A 21,311-nucleotide genomic window follows, 5' to 3' on the forward strand; every position below is an offset into this window, starting at 1 on the left:
CGCGTTATGCGCTGCCGGAGCAGCCGCCGTGCTTCTACGGCTGGTAGCGCTTCGCGCCGATTCGTACGCGCACCTCTCGTGGAGCGCCGCGCTTCTCACCGACGAGGGGTTCTACATCCACAACGCCCGCAACCTGGTTCTCTTCGGTCACGCAACGACCGACCGCTTTAACAACGCGCTTTTGATGCCAACGCTCAATATTCTGCAGATAGCAGTTTTCCGGCTGTTCGGCGTCTCCGACGTTTCCGCTCGCATGATTTCGGTGTTCTTTGGCCTGGTCTCCATCGCGCTAATCGTTGACGGCGCACGCCGTGTTTTAGGTTCGCGACCGGCCCTGTTCGCGGGGCTTCTGCTCGGCCTGGACCACGTGTATCTGCTCTACAACCGCATGGCACTGATGGATACGCCGGCTGCCTGCATGCTGGCCGCATCCTGGTGGTCACTCTGCCGAGGATTGGCCGTGGCTCCCTCGACCGTCCCAACACGTCGCCGGTTCTGGATGGCGCTGGGCGGCTGCTGCTTTGCTCTGGCCTTCACGTCGCGCGGACTGGTGCTGTTTGCCGCTCCGGCAGTGTTTGGGATTCCGCTTCTGCTGGATCGCCGCCGGAAGGTTGCCTGGCGGCATGGCGATGCGATACCGACAGCCGTCGGCGCCGCCCCGATCCTGCTCGGGTATCTCCTGTTCTGGTACCTGCCGAACCGCGCGGAAATGCAGCGCATTGATCACTACTACATGGTGCACCAGCTCCTTCCGAGGAGCCTCGCCCACCTATGGCACAACCTGGTGCACGCAATCGTCGGCGATCACCGCGGCATGTCGCCATACCTGTTCCGCCACTCGACAATCCCATTCGCGCTTTGCCTGGCCGCGCTGTTTTCGTGGCCGGCCTTGAGGGAGCGGTTGCGCCCGGCCGGCCGCACCGCTTTGGCGTCCGCTGCCGCGGCCATGCTTTGCGCATGGCTGATGCTTGCCTTCATCAGTTACTCGCCAGACCGGTACTACATCCTTTTCTACCCGGCCATGATGGTGATCGCGGGCACTGCGCTGGCGGAGGCGCGGCATCTGACGGCCTGGGTTCTCGCGCATCGGCAACAGCGAACACTCTTCGGCGCGTTTTGTACTTTTCATCTGTTTGAGGCGTTCCTGCATCATGGTAACCGGATAACCGACGCGGTTTTGTACAGCGCCGTCGCCGGAGTCGCCGCGCTCTGCTGGTTCGCTCCCGAAGTCGGCGCGCGCCTCGAAGCCGGCGCTCGTATCGTTCCGCCTGCCATGATCCTGGCGATATGGTTTGCCAGTAACGGATTGTGGCTCGGGGACTGGCTGACGCACATCACCTGGCACAGGCTTGCTGCCGACAACTGGTTGGCAAGACACTTGCCGGCGAACACCGTGCTGTACGGAGACGTGGCGCCCGGACTTTGCCTCAACAACGGTTTCAAAGTGGTGACTGTTCAGCCAGGGCTGTGCAACAGTCGTCGGCTGTTCCATCTGTACCCGAATGATCCGGCGGCCGTCCTGATCCTCGATGGCTCCTGGAAAGAGCTCTGGTGGCGCCGCCACCAACCGCAGGTTGTTTCCGACTCCAATAGAATTATGTTCTTCCCAAAAATCGTGCGATATCCGGTGGGCTTGTACAAAGGTCCGAACTATCCCGGCGCCTCCACACCGTTTGGCGCCGTGGGACACACCGGCTGATGCCCAGAAACGCCAACGTAACCAAGGTGATGGTTATCGGTTCCGGCCCGATCATTATCGGCCAGGCCGCAGAGTTCGACTATGCCGGTACCCAGGCCTGCCGAGCGCTGCGCGAAGAGGGTGTCTCTGTGGTTCTGGTCAACTCCAACCCGGCCACCATAATGACCGACCCGGAAGTAGCCGATCGCGTCTACATCGAGCCTCTCACAGTAGGCTTCGCTGACCGCATTCTGGCGGTGGAGAAGCCCGATGGACTGCTGCCCACGCTTGGCGGCCAAACCGGGCTGAACCTGGCCACCAGGTTGGCGGAGCAGGGCGTGCTTGAACGCCACGGCGTCCGACTATTGGGCACACCGCTCCGGTCAATCCACCAGGCCGAGGATCGCGATGAGTTCCGGGCGCTGATGCGGCGCATCGGCGAGCCGGTTCCCGAGTCGTGGATCATCACGGAGCTCGACCAACTGGCAGAACCGGCGGATTCCGGAATCTGGCCGCTTATTGTACGGCCCGCATACACGTTGGGCGGCACGGGTGGGGGCATTGCGCACAACAGCGACGAGTTACGCCAGATTGCGATGCATGGCCTTGCACTTTCGATGCGCCACCAGGTGATGGTCGAGCGGTTCCTGGGCGGTTGGAAGGAGATTGAGTATGAGGTGATGCGTGACGCCAACGACACCGCCATCACCGTTTGCAATATGGAGAACTTCGATCCGATGGGGGTGCACACGGGTGACAGCATCGTGGTGGCGCCATCGCAAACTCTATCGGATCGTGAATACCAGATGCTCAGGACGGCGTCACTGAAGATTATCCGCGCGCTGGGTATCGAGGGTGGCTGCAACGTACAGTTGGCGCTGGATCCGACCTCGATGAACTACTGTGTCATCGAGGTGAACCCAAGGGTCTCGCGATCCTCAGCGCTCGCTTCAAAGGCTACCGGATATCCCATAGCCAGGGTGGCGGCCAAAATTGCGGTTGGGCTGCAGTTGGACGAGATCGAAAACGCCGTAACGCAGCGAACGCTTGCCTGCTTTGAGCCAGCGCTGGACTACTGCGTGGTAAAGATACCGCGGTGGCCATTCGACAAGTTCGTTCAGGCAGATAAGACCATCGGAACGCAAATGAAGGCCACTGGCGAAGTGATGGCGATCGACCGGTCATTTGAATCGGCGTTACTGAAGGCGTTGCGCTCTCTTGAAGTCGGTAACCCGGGTATGGCCAACGCCGCTGCCGCAGTGCTCAGTGAGGTTGGGCTGGAGGAGATGATCCGGGTTCCCAACTCTGAGCGGCTCTGGGCGATCTTCGAGGGCATGCGGCGTGGTATGTCGATTGGTGAGGTTCGCGAACTCTGCAATGTGGATCGGTGGTTCCTGAAGAAACTTCAGAACATGGTCGAGATTGAGCTACGCCTGAAGCGGTATGGCTCCACGATCGCCTTGATGGCCGCAAGCCCACACTCGTCCGCTGCCGATCACCCACTGGCTGCGGAGCTGATTGGCAAAGCAAAGCAGACTGGGTTTGGCGATCGGGCCATCGCCGAGTATTCCGGCGCGACAGAGGCAGGTGTTAGCGCCCTGGTCAAAGCGCTGGGTATCGGTCGCGCCTACAAGGTTGTGGATACGTGCGCTGCGGAGTTTGAAGCCGCCACGCCGTACTTCTATTCCTGCTACGAGCACGAGAATGAAGCCTCGCAACGGGCAGCCGATTCGCGCGGCCGCATCGTAGTTCTCGGCAGTGGGCCGATTCGGATCGGACAGGGTATCGAGTTCGACTACTGTTCGGTCCACTGCGTCAAGGCGCTGCAGCGTGCTGGCTATGGCGCAGTCATCATCAACAACAACCCGGAAACTGTATCCACCGACTTTGACATTTCCGACCGGCTCTACTTCGAACCACTGGCCGCCGAGGACGTGATTCACATTCTAGAGCGCGAGCAGCCGGAAGGCGTGATCGTACAGTTTGGCGGGCAAACGGCGATCAATTTGGCCCAGGCTGTGTCGCACGCCGGGTACAAGCTGCTCGGGAGCTCACTGGATGCGATCAAGCTGGCAGAGGATCGCGACTTGTTCGACATGGTGCTGCGCGAGTTGGCGATCGCCAAACCGCCGGGTCGAGCCGTGACATCGGCGCCCGACGCACTGGCCGCAGCTGAGGAGATTGGCTACCCGGTGGTGGTGCGACCGTCGTGGGTGCTTGGCGGCCGCGCAATGGAGATTGTCTACAGCCTCGAGGAGTTGCGCGCTTATATTGAATACGTTGTGGCGGTTTCGCCGACGGCGCCGATCCTGATTGACCGGTATATCCTGGGCCGCGAGGTCGAGGTCGACGTGATCTGTGACGGTGCGCAGTGCCTGATTCCCGGCATTATGGAGCATATCGAGAGGGCAGGCGTACACTCCGGCGATAGCATGGCAGTCTATCCCCCGCAGTCGCTCGGAGCAGAGATTTGCGACGAAGTCGTTGCGATCTCCACGCGGCTCGCGGTCCGCCTGGGCGTAGTGGGATTGATGAACATACAGTTTGTCGTCGACCCCACAACGGGGCGCGCGCTGGTACTGGAGGTGAACCCGCGCGCATCACGGACGGTGCCATTTCTGAGCAAGGTTACCGGCATCCCAATGGTGGATATCGCGGTGCGGGCGCTGCTGGGCGAAAGCCTGGCACAGCAGGGGTTAGCGCCGGGTTTACATCCGGCGGGCAGCAAGGTAGCTGTAAAAGCGCCGGTATTCTCGTTTGCCAAGCTTACAGCCGTAGATGTATCACTGGGCCCGGAGATGAAAAGCACCGGCGAGATCATGGGAATTGACCGGGACTACCCACATGCGTTGTATAAGGCTATGGTGGCATCAGGAATTGACGTTCCGGCAGCCGGACGCCTTGTTATTACTGTGGCTGACCAGGATAAGCAAGAAGTGGTGGAGATCGCGCGCGGCTTCGTAAGGCTTGGGTTTACAATCATCGCGACGGAAGGCACACTCAAACATCTGGCGCACCATGGCATTGCGGCGGAGTCCGTTTCAAAGCTGCATGAGGATGACGACAACATCGTCACCCGGATACGGAGCGGCTCGGTGGATCTTCTTATCAACACTCTGACCAATGACCGCGTCATCGAACGCGAGGGTACGCGAATCCGTCGTGCTTCGGTAGAATACGGTGTGCCATGCCTTACCAGCCTGGACACTGCCCGTGCGCTGCTGTTGGCGCTTGAGCATGGATCGCAGCGCGGCAGCGCCACAGTGGCGGCAGTAACCGAATACCTGTAGGGAAACGCAATGAGACTCTCTCGAAATCGTGACTTCCTGCGCGGCCTTTGTCTGGCGCTATTGTCCCTGGTCCTGACACCGCATTCGGCTAAGGCGACGCCGGAGTATGCCCGTCGAGAGGGGAAAGCGTGCAACTATTGCCACATCAGCGGCAGTCCGGGTTTTACCGACCCAACCACCGGCGTGCGACAGAGCACCGTACTGAACCTGGCCGGGCGGTATTACGCTGCGCACAATCACAGCTTTGCGGGATTCTACGCACCGCCGCCACCAGCTGTGCCGATGAAGCCGCTGTTTAAGTTTGTGTGGCAGCTGCCACTGGCGGATGCACCGCACCGCGCGGCCGTAGCGGATCTGGCCGGCGACGGCCGGCCGGAGCTCATCACGCTGGGTCCCTCCGCCAAGGCGGGAACGGCGTCGCTTCTGGTACGAGCCTTTGACAAGAGTGGACTGAAAACCGAGTACTCGACGACATTCGACGGCTCACCCGACGATCTGGCTGTGGGTCGGTTTGCGGGCAAAAGTGAACCGCCGGTAATCGCCACGGATGCCGGCGCATGGTTTTGGAACGGAAGCGGCTACGAGGAGCGCGCAGCACCGAAGCCGGTTCAGGTACTCGGAGCCGTATGGCTGAAAGATGGGGACGAGCGGCTGCTTATCGCCGACTCGCCGTCACAGGTGCAGGCGTTTCAAGTGGAACTATCCAAACAGGCTACGTCCTGGCTCACCAACCCCGTACCGGCGCCGTCCAGCGGGCAGGTGCAGCAGGCTCTCATGCACGCCACTCCAACCTTTCTCGACAAGATGGGTATGCCGCAACTACTGGCCCTTGGCGGTATGGTGGGCCTCTGGGCGATGCGATCGGACGTTCCGCTTGCGCTCTATTACATACAGGTCAACCAGGATTTCGACACCAAGCCGAATGCTGCGAATCACGGCAAGCCGACTTTCGTCTTGAAGAGCCGCACCAGTAACGTCGTATTCCGCGACCCCAGTGCGGCCATGGGTCCGGAGTTATGGGCTTCTCCCACATTTAGTGGAACGATCCTCGACGTCTGCACTCAGGATCCACGCTCCGGCGAATCCGGGCTTCTGGTTCTCACCGATCATCCGCCGACCGGCACAGGGGGCGGTCTCTACTTCTTCGGATCAGCCGTTCCGCCGGCGAAATAAGGATAGGAACGATGCACGGCGCAGGCTCGTCTTGCACTTGATTGATAGCACGATTACGTCTGGAGCACGGCCCATTCCGCGCAATGACGCTCGTGCAGGTGCCTGCCTGCCCCTGTAATGGACCCCATATACACCGATAAGCTGCTGCCACGGGTGGTCGGATCCTGCTGGCGCTCACGCTGGAAATGCCTACTTAGCCTCGTGCTTTGTCTGGGCGTGGCTGCGTTGATTACCGCGAACACTCCCGTGCGCTGGCGCGCTGAAGCCGAATTGTTAGCAATGCGCCGCCCACAAAACGGCGCCGTTTCGACTGGGCCGGTAAGCACGCCGCAATCGATTTCTACACCGCAAACGGACGCAGCGCTGATTGCAAGCGCTGGAATGGGGCGTCGGACGCTGGACTACATCAAAAACGGCGCATCGCAAGGTGGCCCGCCGTTTGCCGCCTATGGCCCGCAGTCGGAAGAGATGTTCCTGGCACGCTTTACGTCCGATATTCATGTCCGGCGGCACGCCGACAGCGACCTCGTTGCGGTGTCGTGGGATGCCGATACGCCGCATCACGCCGTTATGGTTGCCAACGCGGTTTGCCGCGCCTTTGTACTATGGAGCAACCAGATTGCCGGTAAGGGCGTGCAGGAAGTTGCCGACAGCCTGAATCTCCGGGCGCAGCGTGCGCGTCAACAGATGGAGGATGCCAACAACCGGCTGGCCGAGTTCCGCAAATCGCAGCACATCATCGACCTGACGGCGCAGCAGCAGCAAGCGGTTACCGAGTATGGCGCGCGCGACAGTGCGGTTGCTCAGGCGAAGCAGGCGCTTATCGGCGAACAAGCGCACCTCAAAGCCGTTGCCGGGCAGCTGAAGAACGTTGATGCCGCCATACGCAACGGCACCGGTGTTCGCGACGACTCCCTCGTTCAGCAACTGCAGGTCCAGCTCAATCAGGCGGAGGCGGAGCGGTCCGCAGCCGCGCAAAAGTTCACACCGGCCTATCCCGGCATCCTGCCGAACATGGATGCGAGGATTGCGGATCTCAAGAGCCGCATCAACGATGCGGTACGTAGCACGCTGAACAACAAGATGCCCTCGCTGCAGTCACAGGCTTCGCTGGTAAACGACTACGAGTCGAGCCAGGTGCAGTGCCAGTTTTTGGCCGCGAACCTGGCAACGGCGGTGGCGCAGCGAACCTCCTATTCCCGGCAGATCGCCTCGCTGCCGCAGACCACCGTACGGGAGATGGCGCTGGAGCATGATGCCGCAATGGACAGCGCGGTTTACATGGGCCTTGAAACGTCGCTGAACAACACCAGAATTCAGGGAGGGCTTTCCAGCGGGGCGGTGCAGATCGCTTCCTCTGCTCAGGCCGGCTCAGCGCCGGTACAGCCCGATTGGCCTCGTAACATGACGGCCGGCGCGCTCGCCGGCATCCTGCTCTCGCTGATGACGGTAGGCGTCGCCGGGCAGTACGACCGGCGCATAAGAAGCCTTGAGGCCGCGCGGCGACTGGTTTCTGGACCCGTTATTGGTGCGATGCCGGCGCTGCCATCCCCACTCAACCTGCTCGCAAGCCGCGCAACATCGGCCGCAATAACGACGGAGGCGTTTACGCTTGCGCGCGCGAACCTGGCTCTGGCTGCGCCCGAAATGGCGGGAACCTCGCCGGGCATTCAGCAGGTAATTCTTATTACGAGCGCGCTGCCCCGAGAGGGCAAATCGGTGGCAGCGGCTGAATTGGCGCGATCGTATGCCCGGGCCGGCAACAGGACCCTGCTTGTGGATGCCGACATGCGATGCCCGGTTCAGGCGGTGCGATTTGGCGTGACACCTGGCCAGGGTTTGGCGGAGGCACTGATCGGCAAAGCCGATCTGGATAGAGTGATCCTGCCGACAAACGTGCATGGCCTCAGTCTCCTTCAGGCGGGTATCCCCGCGTGCAACCCCGCTGAAATGATCGCGCAGCTGCCGCTGACGCAGGTATTCACACGGCTGCGCGATCGTGCCGACAAGATTGTAGTGGATACACCAGCATGCGCTACGGTTGCCGACGCGCTCATGCTGGCTCCGTATGCCGACTGTGTGGTCCAGGTGATTGGAGTCGGTGAGGTTGAGCCGGAGTTCGTGCGGGATGCATCTGCGGCTTTGAGGGCCGCGGCCGGCAACCGCCTGTGCTTCATGATGAATCGCGTCCCGCGTGACCACGCGCAGAAGGACCGGGCGCGCTACGCATGGCGCCGTCCGGGAGACGCCACGGAGGTTTCGGTGCTGGCTGCCGGCGCCCCACGTCCGCGTTTGCCATCCGCAGATGGCGCAGACTTGAACACGTCCGGCTACTCCCGGATGGACGAGCGCAGCCACGATGAAGAGCTAGGCGATTGACGTGTTGTCGACCGAAGGGATTACAACGGAAATGAAACGATTCTTGATATCTGTGGGCCTGGTTCTTGCTGCAGCATCTGCCGGAGCGCAAACAAAGCCGGCGGCCGCACCCTCACCAACGATTACCATCCCGCCGGCAATTGAGCAGCCCACCGTCGGACCGTATCAGTTGGGCGGTGGCGATGTGATCTCGATAAACGTCATCAACTTTCCAAATCTCAATGTGTCGCAACTCACAATCCCGCCCGATGGACGGATTTCGGTATCGCTGCTCAAACCCTTTTCAGTACTGGGAAAGACGGCAAGCGAAGTAGCCCAGTCACTCACCGACCAGTGGTCGAAGTACGTTATTAACCCGTCGGTGAATGTCGCGCTGGTTCAGCAGCGGCCGCGGAGTGTGTTGATTTACGGATGCATCACGCGCCCGGGCACGCTCGATTACAAAGGTCCGATGCGGGTACTGCAGGCAATCGCCACCGCCGGCGGGCCGACGCCGGACGGCAACCTTGCGGATACCGTGATTTCGCGCGCGGCGGGTGGCAAACAATCGATCAATCTGGATCATCCCGGTGAAAAGCAGGGCACAACTGCGGATGTGTGGCTGTTTCCGGGAGATGTGGTCTACATTCCTGAGCGTAATACCGAGTTCAGCGTTATCGGTGAGGTGACAAATCCGGGCAGCTACCCATTCAAGGAAGGTATGACGGTTCTGGATGCGCTTACGCGTGTCGGTGGCGTGAAGGAGACGGCGAACCTGAAATCTGCCCGCGTGATCCATGATGGCACTTCGCAGCCATTGGATCTCGAGGCGCTACTTCTCCGGGGCGACACCACGGCGAATGTAAGGCTGGCAGCCGGCGATCAATTGATGATACCGGCAGGTAACCGCACATACGTCTTTGGCGCCGTACTGCATCCCGGGTACTATACGTATCGTCCAGGCGACCGCGTGTTGGACGCGCTCAACGGAGCCGGCGGACCAACTACAAACGCCGACATGAAGAAGCTGAATCTGATCCGGGTGAATCGCGAGACGAACAAGGCGCACTTGGTGCCGTTGAACCTGGAAAAGTTCCTGCAGAAGGGCGATCTCAAGAACAATGCCGAGTTGCAGCCAAATGACGTGGTCTATGTGCCATTTCAAAAGCGAACCTTCCGGCCGGCTGACCTTCTCGGAGTTCTCACGGGCCTTAGCTTCTTCACCGGTCCGCTGCATCTGTAAACCCCACCCGGATCCGGTCGCGCCGAAGGCAGCCGCGTGCCCCGAGCTGTAGTAACAGGCGGCGCCGGATTCCTCGGCTCGCATCTGTGCGACCGGTTGCTGGCCGAGGGGCTGGAGGTTGTGGCGCTTGACAACCTGATCACCGGCGCCACCGACAACATCGCGCACCTGATCGACAATCCGCGATTTCGGTTCATCCTGTACGACGTTACTGAGTACCTGTTCCTGGACGGGCCGATTGACTATATATTCCATCTCGCCTCGCCGGCCAGCCCGATTGACTTTCCAACGAAGCCGATCCAGATTCTAAAGGTGAACGCCCTCGGAACCCACAAGGCGCTGGGCCTGGCGCGCGCCAAAAACGCCGCGTTTTTCCTCGCCTCTACCTCCGAGGTGTATGGCGATCCTCTCCAACACCCTCAAACTGAGGAGTATCTCGGGAACGTCAATCCGGTAGGCATCCGTGGGGTGTACGACGAAGCGAAACGGTTTGCTGAAAGCATAACGATGGCGTACCATCGGTATCACGGCCTGAACACAAAAATCGCCCGTATCTTCAACACGTACGGACCCAGGATGCGTCTGAATGACGGGCGCGTGGTGCCGAACTTTGTCGGTCAGGCGCTCCGCGGCGAGCCGATCACAGTGTATGGTGACGGCGCGCAGACTCGGTCATTCTGTTATGTCTCGGACCTTATCGATGGCTTCTGGAAGCTGGCAACGTCGCGAGAGACTGGTCCCATCAATATCGGGAATCCTGCGGAGATCACCGTAGCCGAGTTCGCCTCCAGGATTCGCAATCTGGCTGGAAGCGTCAGCCCAATTGTGCGGGAGGAGCTGAAAACTCCGGACGACCCCAGGATGCGCCAGCCTGATATCACGCGCGCACGCAACCTCCTGCACTGGGAGCCAAAGGTCGGCCTTGAAGAGGGTTTGCAAACCACGATCGACTGGTTTCGAGCAAAGCTCGACAGTCGCGCGGTGCAACAGGCTTAATGGAGTTTCCGGCGCAGCCGCATCGCTCGGGCTCAATCGGTATCGACCTGCACGCCCATACGACGGCGTCGGACGGTGAGTTGAGCCCGGCACAGCTGATAGCCGAGGCTAAACGTATCAATCTGGCTGCGCTGGCCATTACCGATCACGATACGGTAGCAGGTGCTGTTGAAGCCTGCGGCACTTTAACGGACGCCCTGGTTGTAGTGCCTGGGATTGAGATGGCAGCAAGAAACGCATTCGGCCGGTGCGACATTCTGGGCCTCTTTATCGACCCCTATTCGGGTGCTCTGCAGAGCAGCCTGGCCAGCCGGCGTGCGTGGCGCACCGAGCGGGCGCAGTCCATGGTAAAACGCCTGAACCGTGCTGGTGTTCCTCTGTCAATGGAAGCTGTAAATACTTGTGCAGGCTCTGCCGCCATTGGTAGACCCCACGTGGCGCGCGCTCTTGTAGAGGGTGGTTTCGCCACCGACATTTCCCACGCATTCTCGAAGTACCTTGCCGAGGGCCGATCCGGCTACATCCCTTCTGCACAGCTGACAACCGCAGAAGTGATCTCCACTATCCATGCCGCCGGCGGAGTGGCCGTGCTGGCTCATCCTGCCCGAATTGGCTTGGGCGAACACGCCATCTGTGAAGCGGCCGAAGCGCTTCGAACCGAAGGCCTGGACGCGCTGGAGTGCTGGTACAGTACACATACTGATGCCGAAACGCATTCCCTGCTGGCGTTGGCGCGTCGCCTGGGACTCTTGGTAACTGGCGGGTCTGATTTTCACGGCCCGCATGTAAAGCCGGAGATCAAGCTTGGTCATGTGACGGGTCGTCGCGCCGCACCGGTAGAACTCTACGCTCCATTGCGAGCGCGCGCTTCGGTACATCGCACCGCGTTTGCTGAAGGCCGATGACGGCGCTGCCTCGGTCTGCCATCTTGCTGGCGGGCGGCCTGGGTACGCGGCTAGATCCCATAACGCGGCACCGGCCGAAGGGCCTTATCCCGGTCGGACGGTGCACTATCCTGGAGATTCAGCTGGCGTGGTTGCGCGCACAGGGCGTGGAACAGGTGGTACTTGCGGTGAGCCACATGGCTGACCGGATTCAAAGGGCTTTGGGAAATGGCAGCCGATTTGGTATTGAGCTGCAGTACGCTGATGAGGAGACGCCGCTGGGCACCGGTGGCGCCACCAGAAATGCCGCAGCGCTACTGCCGCACGGACCGGTGCTGGTGGTAAACGGTGATCTGCTGTTGGATACCGATCTTACGCCGATTGCGGATTTGCATGTGAAGATCGGTGCAGAAGCTACGATCGGTCTGGTGGCGGCGCAGCGGCCCCACGGATTCGGTGTGATAGGTTTAGAAGCAGATGGACGTGTTGCATGGTGGCGCGAGCCGACGGATACAGAAAAGCGCCGCGCTGCGCTGCAGGTTGCAGTATCCAATGCGGACTGGGATTTGGTGAATGCCGGCGTCTACTTGCTGGAGCCGGAAGCGATCGCACGTGCGGCAAGCGCCGGGCCGGTTTCTCTGGAGCGCACCGTGTTGCCGGAGGTTATCCGCAGCCGCTCGGGAATGGCGGCGGCTGCACTGGTGGGGTACTGGCGGGATATCGGAAGTCCCGCCAGCCTTCTGGCGGCATCCCGTGATCTGGCGTCTGGGAGGATCCAAACCAGGTGTCCGGCTCTGGTACGCGATGCAGAGCAAACAGAAGGCGCGGATGTGGATATGCAAACGCTGCTTGGTGAAGGCGCCATCGTGGAAGCCGGCGCCGTTGTCCGTGCCAGCATGTTGTTGGAAAACAGTCGTGTCGGCGCCGGCGCGGTGGTTGAGAACGCGATTATAGACGCTGGCGCGGTTGTAATGCCGGGGTCACATTTCGGTTCTGATCAGGAAGCGGCGCCCGCGTGCCTGGCAGCCGGGGAGCAGTTTCCAGCGCCACAAAGCCCTTAAGCGGTAGCCAGAAACTCCGTCAGCGCCGCCTGCCAGCTCCGCATCGTATCGGCCGCTTGAACGCGGAGCGCCATTCTGTCGAGAACGGAATAGGCTGGCCGGCGGGTGGGGGTTATATACTCGCTGGCCGGTATCGGCTTTATCTCCATCGTTAACGCTGGGCGCTGCTGCATGATGAAGAGCGCCAGGTCGTACCAGCTGCAGCTGCCGGCGTTATTCACGTGGTAGGTGCCGTAGTAACCCGATCGGATCAGTGTTACGATGGCTGCCGCAAGATCCACTGTGTACGTCGGCGCGCCAATCTGGTCCCTCACTACGGGGAGTTCTGTCCTGGACTCCGCGAGCTTCAAAATAGTCGCTGGGAAGTTCCGGCCACCACGCCCAAACAACCACTGTGTGCGCACAATCCAGTGACGCCGGCAAAGCGTGATAACATGGCCTTCGCCGGCAAGCTTGGAGGCCCCGTATACGTTAATTGGATTCGGAGCATCGTACTCCGTGTACGGCTTCCGGCTCGCACCGTCAAATACGAAGTCGGTGGAGAGGTAGAGAAGCGGGACGTCGTGACGAGCGCATGCCGCCGCCACCGACCACGTACCCCAGGCGTTCACTCGAAAGGCTTGCTCCGGATCCAGTTCGCAGCCATCCACGTCCGTTAGCGCGGCGGCGTGAATCACCACGTCCGCATCTGCTTCGGCAATCGCCGTATCAACCGCTGCGCCATCCGTAACATCCACGGCGCGCTGCCAGGCTCGTCCACTTGTTTGCAAATCTGCACCAAGAGCCGTGTCGCCTGCCAAAGTAATCGCTCGCACCAGATCGGAGCCAAGCATCCCGGTACTCCCGGTTACCAGGATCCTCATTCAGGTTCCTCCGTTCCATGCTGGGCTGAGATTGAGCCTTGAGTGGAGGCGCGAATGCGCGCGATTGTTGCCGTGGTGGAGTGGTCCGGTTCCAGCGGAGCCGCTACAACTTTGCCGCCGTATCGGCGAACGACGGCTGTTTCGGGCATGCGCTCCACCTCGTAATCGCCACCTTTGACGTGAATATCGGGCCGGACGATCTCCAACAGGGCGTTGGGGGCGTTTTCTGGAAACACCACCACAAAGTCCACAGCCGCCAGCGCGGCTACCACTTCCGCTCGCTCCATCTCGGGCACCAATGGTCGGTCCGGTCCCTTCAGGCCCCGTGTGGATTCGTCGGAATTGATTCCAACCACCAACACATCGCCCATCGACCGAGCCGCGTTCAGATACCGTACATGGCCGATGTGGAGGATATCGAAGACGCCATTGGTAGAGACAATGGTGTGACCCTGTCTGCGATGGTGGATCAGTTCATGAGCCAATTGCTGAGGGCTGTCGATGATACGCCCCATGGTAGGTGCCTTACTTTCCGGCTAATAGCGCCGATGTAACTCCCACTCCCACGCGGTACCAATAATCGGCTCGAGCTCGCGATAGCCTGGCAGCCAGCCGAGCTCCTTGTATGCCTTCGCGGCGCTGGCCACAAGGCTTGGCGGATCACCGGCGCGCCGCGCGCCGTCGATAACCGGTATCTTCTTTCCGGTGACATCTTCACATGCCTGAATGATCTCGCGAACCGAGTGGCCTGTGCCTGTTCCCAAGTTGTAGAATCCGCTCGCCCCACCCGCTGTCAGTCGCTGGAGGGCGAGGCTGTGCGCCACGGCAATGTCGTCCACATGGATGTAATCGCGCACGCATGTGCCGTCGGGTGTATCGTAGTCAGCGCCAAATACGGTTATCGCCGCGCGTTTGCCCAGGGCGGCTTGCAACGCCAAAGGGATCAGATGCGTCTCGGGATCATGGCTTTCACCTATTGAGCCATCGGCGGCCGAGCCGGCGGCATTGAAGTAGCGCAGCCCCACGTACTCCAAACCGCTCGCAGCGCCGTACGCCGCCAGCATCCGCTCCACCCACAATTTGCTCTCTCCATACGGGTTGATGGGGTTCTGTGGGTGCGCCTCATCGAGAGGTACGTACTGCGGGTTACCGTATGTTGCGCAGGTGCTGGAAAAGATGAAGCGTCTGACTTCACAAGACCGCATCGCATCCATCATTGGGATTACGGCGGCAAAATTGTTCTGATAGTACTTGCCGGGATTCGTAACAGACTCACCGACGTACGCATAGGCCGCGAAGTGAACCACCGCCTCAATCTTATGAGCGCGCAGCAGCGCCTCGGCCACGCCCGCGTCGCCCACATTACCAACCACCAGCAGCACTCCGTCGGGTAACGACTCGGCATGCCCATAAACCAGATTATCGAGCACCACCACCTGATGGCCGCGAGATGCCTCGTACCGCACGTAATGGCTGCCAATGTAGCCCGCACCGCCGGTCACCAGCAGGTTCATGGTTAGTCCACGAACCGATACTTGACAATCGTCCACAACGCCAAAAAGCCATCCTTCCAGCCGATCTTCTTACCGTCGGCATAGTTCCGGCCGCTGTAGGAGATCGGAACCTCATAGATCCGACAGCCGGCTCTTGCCACTTTGGCGGTAATCTCCGGCTCAATGTCGAAACGGTCGGAGTGGAGGATCAAGCCTTGAATAAGCTCCCGTCGAAAAACTTTGTAGCAAACCTCCATGTCCGTGAGATTCAGGTTGGTGAGCATATTGGAGACCAGCGTAAGAAAAGCGTTACCCACCCGGTGCCAGAACAGTAGAACTCGGTGCGCGCCGCCACCCAGGAATCGCGAGCCGTACACCACGTCCGCTCGGCCATCCTGAAGTGGCTCGAGCAACCGTGAGTACTCGCGCGGATCGTACTCCAGGTCGGCGTCCTGAATCAGCACAAACTGACCTCGCGCCAGGGGAATCGCAGTCCGAATCGCGGCGCCTTTGCCGCGATTCACGGCATGATAGGCAACCTCAACATCCGGCAGCTTGCCGTCGGCGGCGGAGCGTAACACCTCCTGGGTGCCATCGCTTGAGCCGTCATCAATTACCAGGACCTGCTTCGAGAGCGGTACAGCAATTACGCGATTCAGCAGCTCAAGGATGGTGGCGCACTCGTTGAAAACCGGCACAATCACGGTAAGCAGAGGGTGACTGACGGGAACGGGTACCTCATCCTCCACCCGCGCCGGAGTGGGTGGAGGATGAGGCTCAAGCTCACTACCATCAAGCGGCATCGCAGCATGACCAACGATTGGTGGCGCAGACACCGGAACCGGCAATTCAGCTTCCATTACTTCGGCGCAGTGGCTTGCTTGTTGCTCGGAGCGCCTGCAGACTTTGAGGGCGATGGCGGCCCGCCTGACCGCGGCGCGCCCGGAAGCGAACCGGTGGCGCCAGCCTTTGATGGCTGCGAAGGCGCATGGCTGCCCGACTTCGTGGGAGTTGGTATCGGCGTGGCATTCGGCGGAGCGTTTGCCGCGGCCTGAGCCGCATCCTGGCGCTTGAACGCCGCCATCTGGCTGTTTACCAGCGCCAGCTCCTTCTGAACAGCGGCCGCCTGGTCAGGCATGCTGATGCTTTTGTAACCGGCGATCAACTGCTCGTAGGCGTTAATGGCTGTTTGCCCACTATTGGTATCGTACGGGGGGCTTGCGTTCATCAACTGATCGATTTCGTGATACTGCGCCGCGGCATCTTTATACTGTTTTTTGTCGCGGTACAGCGAGGCAAGTTGAAACCGGATGCTCTGGTCCTCCGTGCTCTGCAGTGCGCTTACGAAGAGGCTTATGATCTGATCGCGAAGTTGGCTTCGCATTGCCGGAGTAACCGCGGCGCCGTTCATCTGGGTCTGAAGGTTTTGCGCCTCCAACAGTGCCGCCGTCGCGTCGTTCGGATGCCGCTTTGCCATGTCTGCCAGCTCGGCATTTGAGAGCGCTTGCTGAGCGCTCACCTCGCTGGCGGTTGGCACAGGCCCGGGAGCGCCACCAAAATGCGCCATCGCTTGCTGTTGCTCCATCTGCTGCAGCTTGTAGTAGTTGAACCAGGTCTCGCTGTCAGGGTCCTTCCACACCAAATGGGCCTTCGCGAGGTCGGCCGTAATGATGTCGGAGAGCTGTTTGGTGGCGAGTTCCGTCTGAAGCTGGCTCTTGGTCTTGTTGGCGTCAAAACTCTTGGGTGTGTTCATTCTTCGTGCGATCACCTTGGCAAATACGTATCCGTTCGAGAAACCGGTGGCGACCATCATCGGCGTGATGCCACCCGTTTTTGTATGCTGGACGGCAGCGTCAAACGCCGCTCCATAGCCTAGCGCACCGAATGGAGACTGGCCGGCAAGGTCGTATTCGCTGCGCCAACCTGTGACGCCGCCCGCCTTGGCTGTTGAATCGGTGGAGTTCGCGCGAGCAATAGCGGCTATATCCGCGCCGGCCTTCACCCTGGCGTACAGGGCGTAGGCTTTCTGCTTGGCCAGGGCGTCGGGCAGCGGCTGTGGCGAGCCGGGTGCGGGCCGACTGAACATGCTGGAAGAGATTGTACCGACCAGTACCAGATCCAGATTCACCTGTGCGTTGGTGTTGTTGGCATCGGTAGCGGTGACCGGCTCCGACGCCGCCAGGTTGGCTTGAAGGGCCGAGCCTGCAAGCATCTTCGACATGAATGACCGGAAATCCGATGAACTCATGCCGTACGCCTGCTGTGTGTAGGCATCCCAATCGCTGTCACTGGAATTGGCGCCAAGCACCTGGGCACGCTGGGCGGCGATTGCTTTGTCCACCGCAACACCGCTGGCACTAACGTGGCGCTTTGCGGCCTCCTGTGAAAGTAGCGTCGCCTCGATCAGGCTGTAAATCGCCTTGCCCTGAGCCTGCGCGTACTGGTCGCCGGCCTGCGCCCCCTGTGTCGCCTTTGACGCTGTGGCCATGAGCGCCCGCGAAATGGCCGTTCCGTTGACAAGAACAATGTTGGTGCTCGGCGCCGGTCCACCGCCGCTATGAGCCGAATTGAAGTAGGCGCTCCAGCCAAATGCACCGACCAACGGTATTCCGACGATAATCACACAGCCCCAACCGGCACGCGTGCCCATTCGCTGGAACACGTTGCGATACCAGCGAACTGAAGTAACGTTATACAACCACTTGTTAAGCAACTCGTCTCCTCGTCAAGTTGAACCGCATGCACCGCGTTGTGCTTTGCGCTACGGCATCTGGATCAGATCTTGCGCCGCAGCAAGGCACTCGCGTGTGCTCCATTCACCAGCAGGCTCACTGCCCGGGTCGTTCGGATTCGAAGCCCGATAGTGCGTTTCGATGGATATGTAGCCGGTATACCCGTCACGCCGTAGGGCGCGGAATTGGTTTTCGTAATCGATCTCACCCTCGCCGACGCGAACAAACTCCGTATCGCCGTCGCGACGCACGGCGTCCTTGATGTGAACATGTTGAACCCACCGCTGAACGGCTTCGTACCCGCCAGGGTAGGGGACTTCACCGGCGGCAAAGGCGTTGCCCGGATCCCAGACGACCGCAAAGTGGTCGGAGTTGCACGCCGCGGCGATTCTGGCTGCCTCAGCGCCGGTACCGATCATACAGGCGTGCTCATTCTCCAGGCAAAGCACAACATCGGCTTCGGAGGCAATCGCAATCGGCTCTGCAAATGCATCCACGATCCGGGTCTCCTGGTCGGCCGTAAGGTCGCCGTTTCGCCAGAAGGCGAAAACCCGGATCAGCCGGGTCTCAAACCGGTGCGCCAGTTCAATGCAGCGCTTCAACACCTCAAGCTGGTGCGAGCGGTGGTGGGGCTTGGCCAAATGAAGCGGACCAGTTTTCTCAGCTTCCGCGCCATCCAGGGAGCACTTGAAAAACGGCGTGGAGAGGCAGGCGGTGCGCATACCTCGCGACTGCAGAGAGGCGGCAACACGCCGAGCGTCGGCGTCAGAGAGGTCGGCGATGTTCACGCCCCACATTCCCCGCAACTCGGCTGCTTTGCAGCCGTACTCCAGCATGACGTCCAGAGCGTGATCGAAATCCTGAGTTATTTCGTCGGTAATGGCGGTTAACAGCATTCAGATTCCGGGGCCTCAAGAGGCACAGTTTACTGTACAGCCCAATCGATGTCAATGACGAGCGCTGCCTCATGGTCAAACCGGGCAGACGGCCAAAACGTAAAGCACCGTTCGCGAGCAATAACGCCGGTACCGCGGGCCGTCGGCCGACTTTGTGCTTCAAACCAGGTCGCGGCGGCGCTTGAGAGCAGGTCGATCGCGTTCAACGCGGCCCCGACGCGAACGGTAAACCTGGCGGCGGAGTCCGGTCGGCTATCAGCGGAAGATGGATCAACTGGACGAATTCAGCCGGGCGTGCCCTGCAGGCGGCTTGCACGTAGGCGCGAGCCGCGCAGCAGGTCGCTCAAACGCCGCGAACGGAAAACCCGCAGTGGACGCGACACAGGACGCGGTCACCTGACGGTGCCGCCGCGCCGCTACCAGGCTCATATAAAGCGATGCGTATGCGTTGGGAGAAGGTACAGCAAAACGGCTACCGCCATACCCGCAATAAGTACGTACTGCAGCCTGCGTCCACGCCATCCGACCAGGACCCTGGCGCCGATATATGCGCCATAAACCAGCCAGACACCGATGGAAGCAATCGTGTGGGCATCTCGCCACCAGCCGACCTGACCACCGTGCAAGCCGCCCGCATATTCGCGAGCGATTCCCAGAGCCAGACCAGCCGTAAGTAGCGGCAGCGCAAACGCCACAGCTTGAAACGCCACAGAATCCAGCGTCTCCAGGGGGGGTACTCGCTGCAGTATCGCGGCCGGCGGCCGCGTCTTGAGCATTCGCGCCTCGGCGAGATACAGGCCGGCACATACGAACGCCACAGCGAACAGCGCAAAGCTGAGCAGAATAGCCATCACGTGCAGTGTGACCAGCCTGGCATCCAGAATTGGCGCGCCGATAAGGGGATCGCGGGCCTGCGTCAAGCTGACTAATAACACCACGCTGGCGGCCGTTATCAGGCCAGCGTCAATCGCAACCAAACGTCCGTGCGGATCGACAGCCACGATGCTCAAAGCGATCGCCCACGCAAGCGTGCACCAGGTGCCAAAAGGACTGGCGAACGGCGAGCGATGGATGGTGACGCACCAGGCGCCAATTGCGCAGAAGTGCAGAACGATGCCAACAGCCAGAAGCAACCGTGAAATCGGGTACCCGCTCTTTGAGCGCCAGCCTCCGCTTTGCGGTATCGGCGCGGCCGCGGTACCAGCGAAGATGGCCGCACCGGCGGCAAGGTAGCAAACAAGCGTTAGTGCACAGAGTACGGGGGCGTTCATCGCGTCGGATCCAGTGGAAGCTCCTGGGCTGTGGCGGCATCATCGGGTAGGGTGTTAGCCTCGGCCGGACCCCGCTCCGGACCCAAACCGAATATCTCGCGCGCCGCAGTCATCAGGTCGTATCGATCTGCTTTGCCTACCGTTTCCTGCTTCAAGCGAAGTATTGGTTCCCTTGCCACCCGGTTCATCATCGCAAGAGTCGCAGTTTCAATAGCTGCCCAATCTGCATCGCTCAGGTGCGACAGTCGCGCCCGAAGTTGCTTTAGGTCCGCGGTTCGGATCGCGTCGAGGCGCTCACGTAGTCCTGAAATAACCGGAGCGGCTGCTCGCGTCTCCAGCCACGCCAGGAACCGGCCGGCCTCTTCGCCGGCGATACGCTCCGCATCAGCGGTCTCGCTCTCGCGTGCGCGCGTATCCTGTGCGACGCACGCCTCAAGGTCGTCGATATTGTATAGAAAGACGTCATCGAGCTTGCCGGCCGCCTCCTCCACATCTCTGGGCACAGCCACGTCGATGATAAACAGCGGCCGCCCGCGCCGGCTGCGCATCACCGGCGCGAGCATCGCACGTGTGATGATGGGTTGGGGGGCGGCCGTGGAGGTGACCAGTATATCGGTGGCGCTCAGATGCCGGCTCACGTCGGCAAACACAACAGCAGTTCCGCCAAGGCTCTCAGCCAGACTTTCGGCCCGCTCAAGTGTCCGATTTGCTACGGTTATCTGCGTAACGCCACGGTCGATGAGATGCCTCGCCGTTAGAATACTGGTATCCCCGGCGCCGACAAGCAGCACTCGGGCATGGCTGAGGTCGGCAAATACCTGGGAGGCAAGGTCAACCGTGGCGTGACCAATCGAAAACGCACCACGGCTCAGTTCCGTTTCGGTGTGCGTACGGCGTCCCGCCTCAATAGCGTGCCGAAACAACGCATTGAGCACCGGTCCTGCGGCCTCGGCGGCCTGCGCCAACTTCGCCGCACCGCGCACCTGGCCCAGGACCTGCGTTTCCCCGCGGATTTGCGAATCCAGACCGGCTGCCACGCGCATGATGTGCGCTGAAGCATCGGGCGTGTTTTTCCAGAACAGAAACGGATCCAGAGTATCGGCGTCGACACCGCACTCGCGGAGCCAGGTATCCAGCAGAACCCGTCTGAGAGGCGCCGTGCTCTCCGCGGCCACCACGTAGATCTCCGTCCTGTTGCACGTGCTGATGACTGCAGCTTCCCGGATACTGGCGTCACGCACCAGCTCCGAAAGCAGCGCCGATGCATGCTCGCCGGTAAGAGCGGCACGCTCGCGCACTGAGATCGGAGCACGGCGCCAGCTGACACCAACCAATGTAAGAGCTGTCACGATTTGCCGCGCCGAACCTGCACA

General features: G+C 60.7%; 16 protein-coding genes. 8 read left to right on the forward strand and 8 right to left on the reverse strand.

Going from position 1 to position 21,311, the window contains the following annotated elements; genetic code table 11:
* Window positions 1–28 precede the first annotated feature (28 nt).
* From KGJ62_04580 to KGJ62_04615, 8 genes are all read left to right on the forward strand, one after another.
* On the forward strand, window positions 29–1,699 hold the full coding sequence (locus KGJ62_04580) for a glycosyltransferase family 39 protein (protein ID MDE2125845.1): 1,671 nt from the start codon (window positions 29–31) through the stop codon (window positions 1,697–1,699).
* The gene (carB, locus tag KGJ62_04585; GenBank protein ID MDE2125846.1) at window positions 1,699–4,968 is read left to right on the forward strand and encodes a carbamoyl-phosphate synthase large subunit; all 3,270 of its coding nucleotides are present in this window, start codon (window positions 1,699–1,701) and stop codon (window positions 4,966–4,968) included. The genes KGJ62_04580 and carB overlap by 1 nt, the downstream gene beginning before the upstream one ends.
* Before the next feature lie 9 nt (window positions 4,969–4,977).
* Window positions 4,978–6,141, forward strand: coding sequence for a hypothetical protein (locus KGJ62_04590; GenBank protein MDE2125847.1), 1,164 nt, complete (start codon window positions 4,978–4,980; stop codon window positions 6,139–6,141).
* Window positions 6,142–6,420: 279 nt separating this feature from the next.
* The gene (locus KGJ62_04595) at window positions 6,421–8,520 is read left to right on the forward strand and encodes a polysaccharide biosynthesis tyrosine autokinase (GenBank protein MDE2125848.1); all 2,100 of its coding nucleotides are present in this window, start codon (window positions 6,421–6,423) and stop codon (window positions 8,518–8,520) included.
* A 31-nt stretch (window positions 8,521–8,551) separates the two neighbouring features.
* Complete coding sequence (locus KGJ62_04600) at window positions 8,552–9,742, forward strand: SLBB domain-containing protein (GenBank protein MDE2125849.1); 1,191 nt, start codon at window positions 8,552–8,554, stop codon at window positions 9,740–9,742.
* A gap of 36 nt (window positions 9,743–9,778) precedes the next feature.
* On the forward strand, window positions 9,779–10,738 hold the full coding sequence (locus KGJ62_04605) for an SDR family oxidoreductase (GenBank protein ID MDE2125850.1): 960 nt from the start codon (window positions 9,779–9,781) through the stop codon (window positions 10,736–10,738).
* The gene (locus tag KGJ62_04610; protein ID MDE2125851.1) at window positions 10,738–11,643 is read left to right on the forward strand and encodes a PHP domain-containing protein; all 906 of its coding nucleotides are present in this window, start codon (window positions 10,738–10,740) and stop codon (window positions 11,641–11,643) included. The genes KGJ62_04605 and KGJ62_04610 overlap by 1 nt, the downstream gene beginning before the upstream one ends.
* Window positions 11,640–12,683, forward strand: coding sequence for an NDP-sugar synthase (locus tag KGJ62_04615; GenBank protein MDE2125852.1), 1,044 nt, complete (start codon window positions 11,640–11,642; stop codon window positions 12,681–12,683). The genes KGJ62_04610 and KGJ62_04615 overlap by 4 nt, the downstream gene beginning before the upstream one ends.
* Here the strand turns inward: KGJ62_04615 and rfbD are convergent.
* From rfbD to KGJ62_04655, 8 genes are all read right to left on the reverse strand, one after another.
* Complete coding sequence (gene rfbD / locus KGJ62_04620; protein MDE2125853.1) at window positions 12,680–13,546, reverse strand: dTDP-4-dehydrorhamnose reductase; 867 nt, start codon at window positions 13,544–13,546, stop codon at window positions 12,680–12,682. The genes KGJ62_04615 and rfbD overlap by 4 nt on opposite strands.
* Window positions 13,543–14,061 (reverse strand): D-glycero-beta-D-manno-heptose 1-phosphate adenylyltransferase, encoded by a 519-nt coding sequence (gene rfaE2, locus KGJ62_04625; GenBank protein MDE2125854.1) that lies wholly within the window; start codon window positions 14,059–14,061, stop codon window positions 13,543–13,545. Before rfaE2 ends, rfbD begins: the two co-directional genes overlap by 4 nt.
* A 21-nt stretch (window positions 14,062–14,082) precedes the next feature.
* Complete coding sequence (galE, locus tag KGJ62_04630) at window positions 14,083–15,060, reverse strand: UDP-glucose 4-epimerase GalE (GenBank protein MDE2125855.1); 978 nt, start codon at window positions 15,058–15,060, stop codon at window positions 14,083–14,085.
* 2 nt (window positions 15,061–15,062) lie between these two features.
* Complete coding sequence (locus tag KGJ62_04635) at window positions 15,063–15,842, reverse strand: glycosyltransferase family 2 protein (GenBank protein MDE2125856.1); 780 nt, start codon at window positions 15,840–15,842, stop codon at window positions 15,063–15,065.
* Between the two features lie 56 nt (window positions 15,843–15,898).
* Window positions 15,899–17,752, reverse strand: coding sequence for a SurA N-terminal domain-containing protein (locus KGJ62_04640; GenBank protein MDE2125857.1), 1,854 nt, complete (start codon window positions 17,750–17,752; stop codon window positions 15,899–15,901).
* Window positions 17,753–17,800: 48 nt separating this feature from the next.
* A complete protein-coding gene (locus KGJ62_04645) occupies window positions 17,801–18,667 on the reverse strand; it encodes a sugar phosphate isomerase/epimerase (GenBank protein MDE2125858.1) in 867 nt (288 codons plus the stop codon).
* A 425-nt stretch (window positions 18,668–19,092) separates the two neighbouring features.
* Window positions 19,093–19,938 (reverse strand): cytochrome c biogenesis protein CcsA, encoded by an 846-nt coding sequence (gene ccsA, locus KGJ62_04650; protein ID MDE2125859.1) that lies wholly within the window; start codon window positions 19,936–19,938, stop codon window positions 19,093–19,095.
* Window positions 19,935–21,287, reverse strand: a complete 1,353-nt coding sequence (locus KGJ62_04655) for a glutamyl-tRNA reductase (protein MDE2125860.1) — start codon at window positions 21,285–21,287, stop codon at window positions 19,935–19,937. The genes ccsA and KGJ62_04655 overlap by 4 nt, the downstream gene beginning before the upstream one ends.
* Between the last annotated feature and the right edge of the window lie 24 nt (window positions 21,288–21,311).

It is taken from the genome of Armatimonadota bacterium, assembly GCA_028871815.1.
Lineage (GTDB): Bacteria > Armatimonadota > Chthonomonadetes > Chthonomonadales > Chthonomonadaceae > REEB205.

What these genes read in the sequence shown, in the direction of transcription:
- carB (MDE2125846.1), top strand. Translation starts at nt 1,699, where the DNA reads ATGCCCAGAAACGCCAACGTAACCAAGGTGATGGTTATCGGTTCCGGC.
- KGJ62_04590 (MDE2125847.1), top strand. Translation starts at nt 4,978, where the DNA reads ATGAGACTCTCTCGAAATCGTGACTTCCTGCGCGGCCTTTGTCTGGCG.
- KGJ62_04595 (MDE2125848.1), top strand. Translation starts at nt 6,421, where the DNA reads ATGCGCCGCCCACAAAACGGCGCCGTTTCGACTGGGCCGGTAAGCACG.
- KGJ62_04600 (MDE2125849.1), top strand. Translation starts at nt 8,552, where the DNA reads ATGAAACGATTCTTGATATCTGTGGGCCTGGTTCTTGCTGCAGCATCT.
- KGJ62_04610 (MDE2125851.1), top strand. Translation starts at nt 10,738, where the DNA reads ATGGAGTTTCCGGCGCAGCCGCATCGCTCGGGCTCAATCGGTATCGAC.
- KGJ62_04615 (MDE2125852.1), top strand. Translation starts at nt 11,640, where the DNA reads ATGACGGCGCTGCCTCGGTCTGCCATCTTGCTGGCGGGCGGCCTGGGT.
- rfbD (MDE2125853.1), bottom strand. Translation starts at nt 13,546, where the DNA reads ATGAGGATCCTGGTAACCGGGAGTACCGGGATGCTTGGCTCCGATCTG.
- rfaE2 (MDE2125854.1), bottom strand. Translation starts at nt 14,061, where the DNA reads ATGGGGCGTATCATCGACAGCCCTCAGCAATTGGCTCATGAACTGATC.
- galE (MDE2125855.1), bottom strand. Translation starts at nt 15,060, where the DNA reads ATGAACCTGCTGGTGACCGGCGGTGCGGGCTACATTGGCAGCCATTAC.
- KGJ62_04635 (MDE2125856.1), bottom strand. Translation starts at nt 15,842, where the DNA reads ATGCCGCTTGATGGTAGTGAGCTTGAGCCTCATCCTCCACCCACTCCG.
- KGJ62_04645 (MDE2125858.1), bottom strand. Translation starts at nt 18,667, where the DNA reads ATGCTGTTAACCGCCATTACCGACGAAATAACTCAGGATTTCGATCAC.
- ccsA (MDE2125859.1), bottom strand. Translation starts at nt 19,938, where the DNA reads ATGAACGCCCCCGTACTCTGTGCACTAACGCTTGTTTGCTACCTTGCC.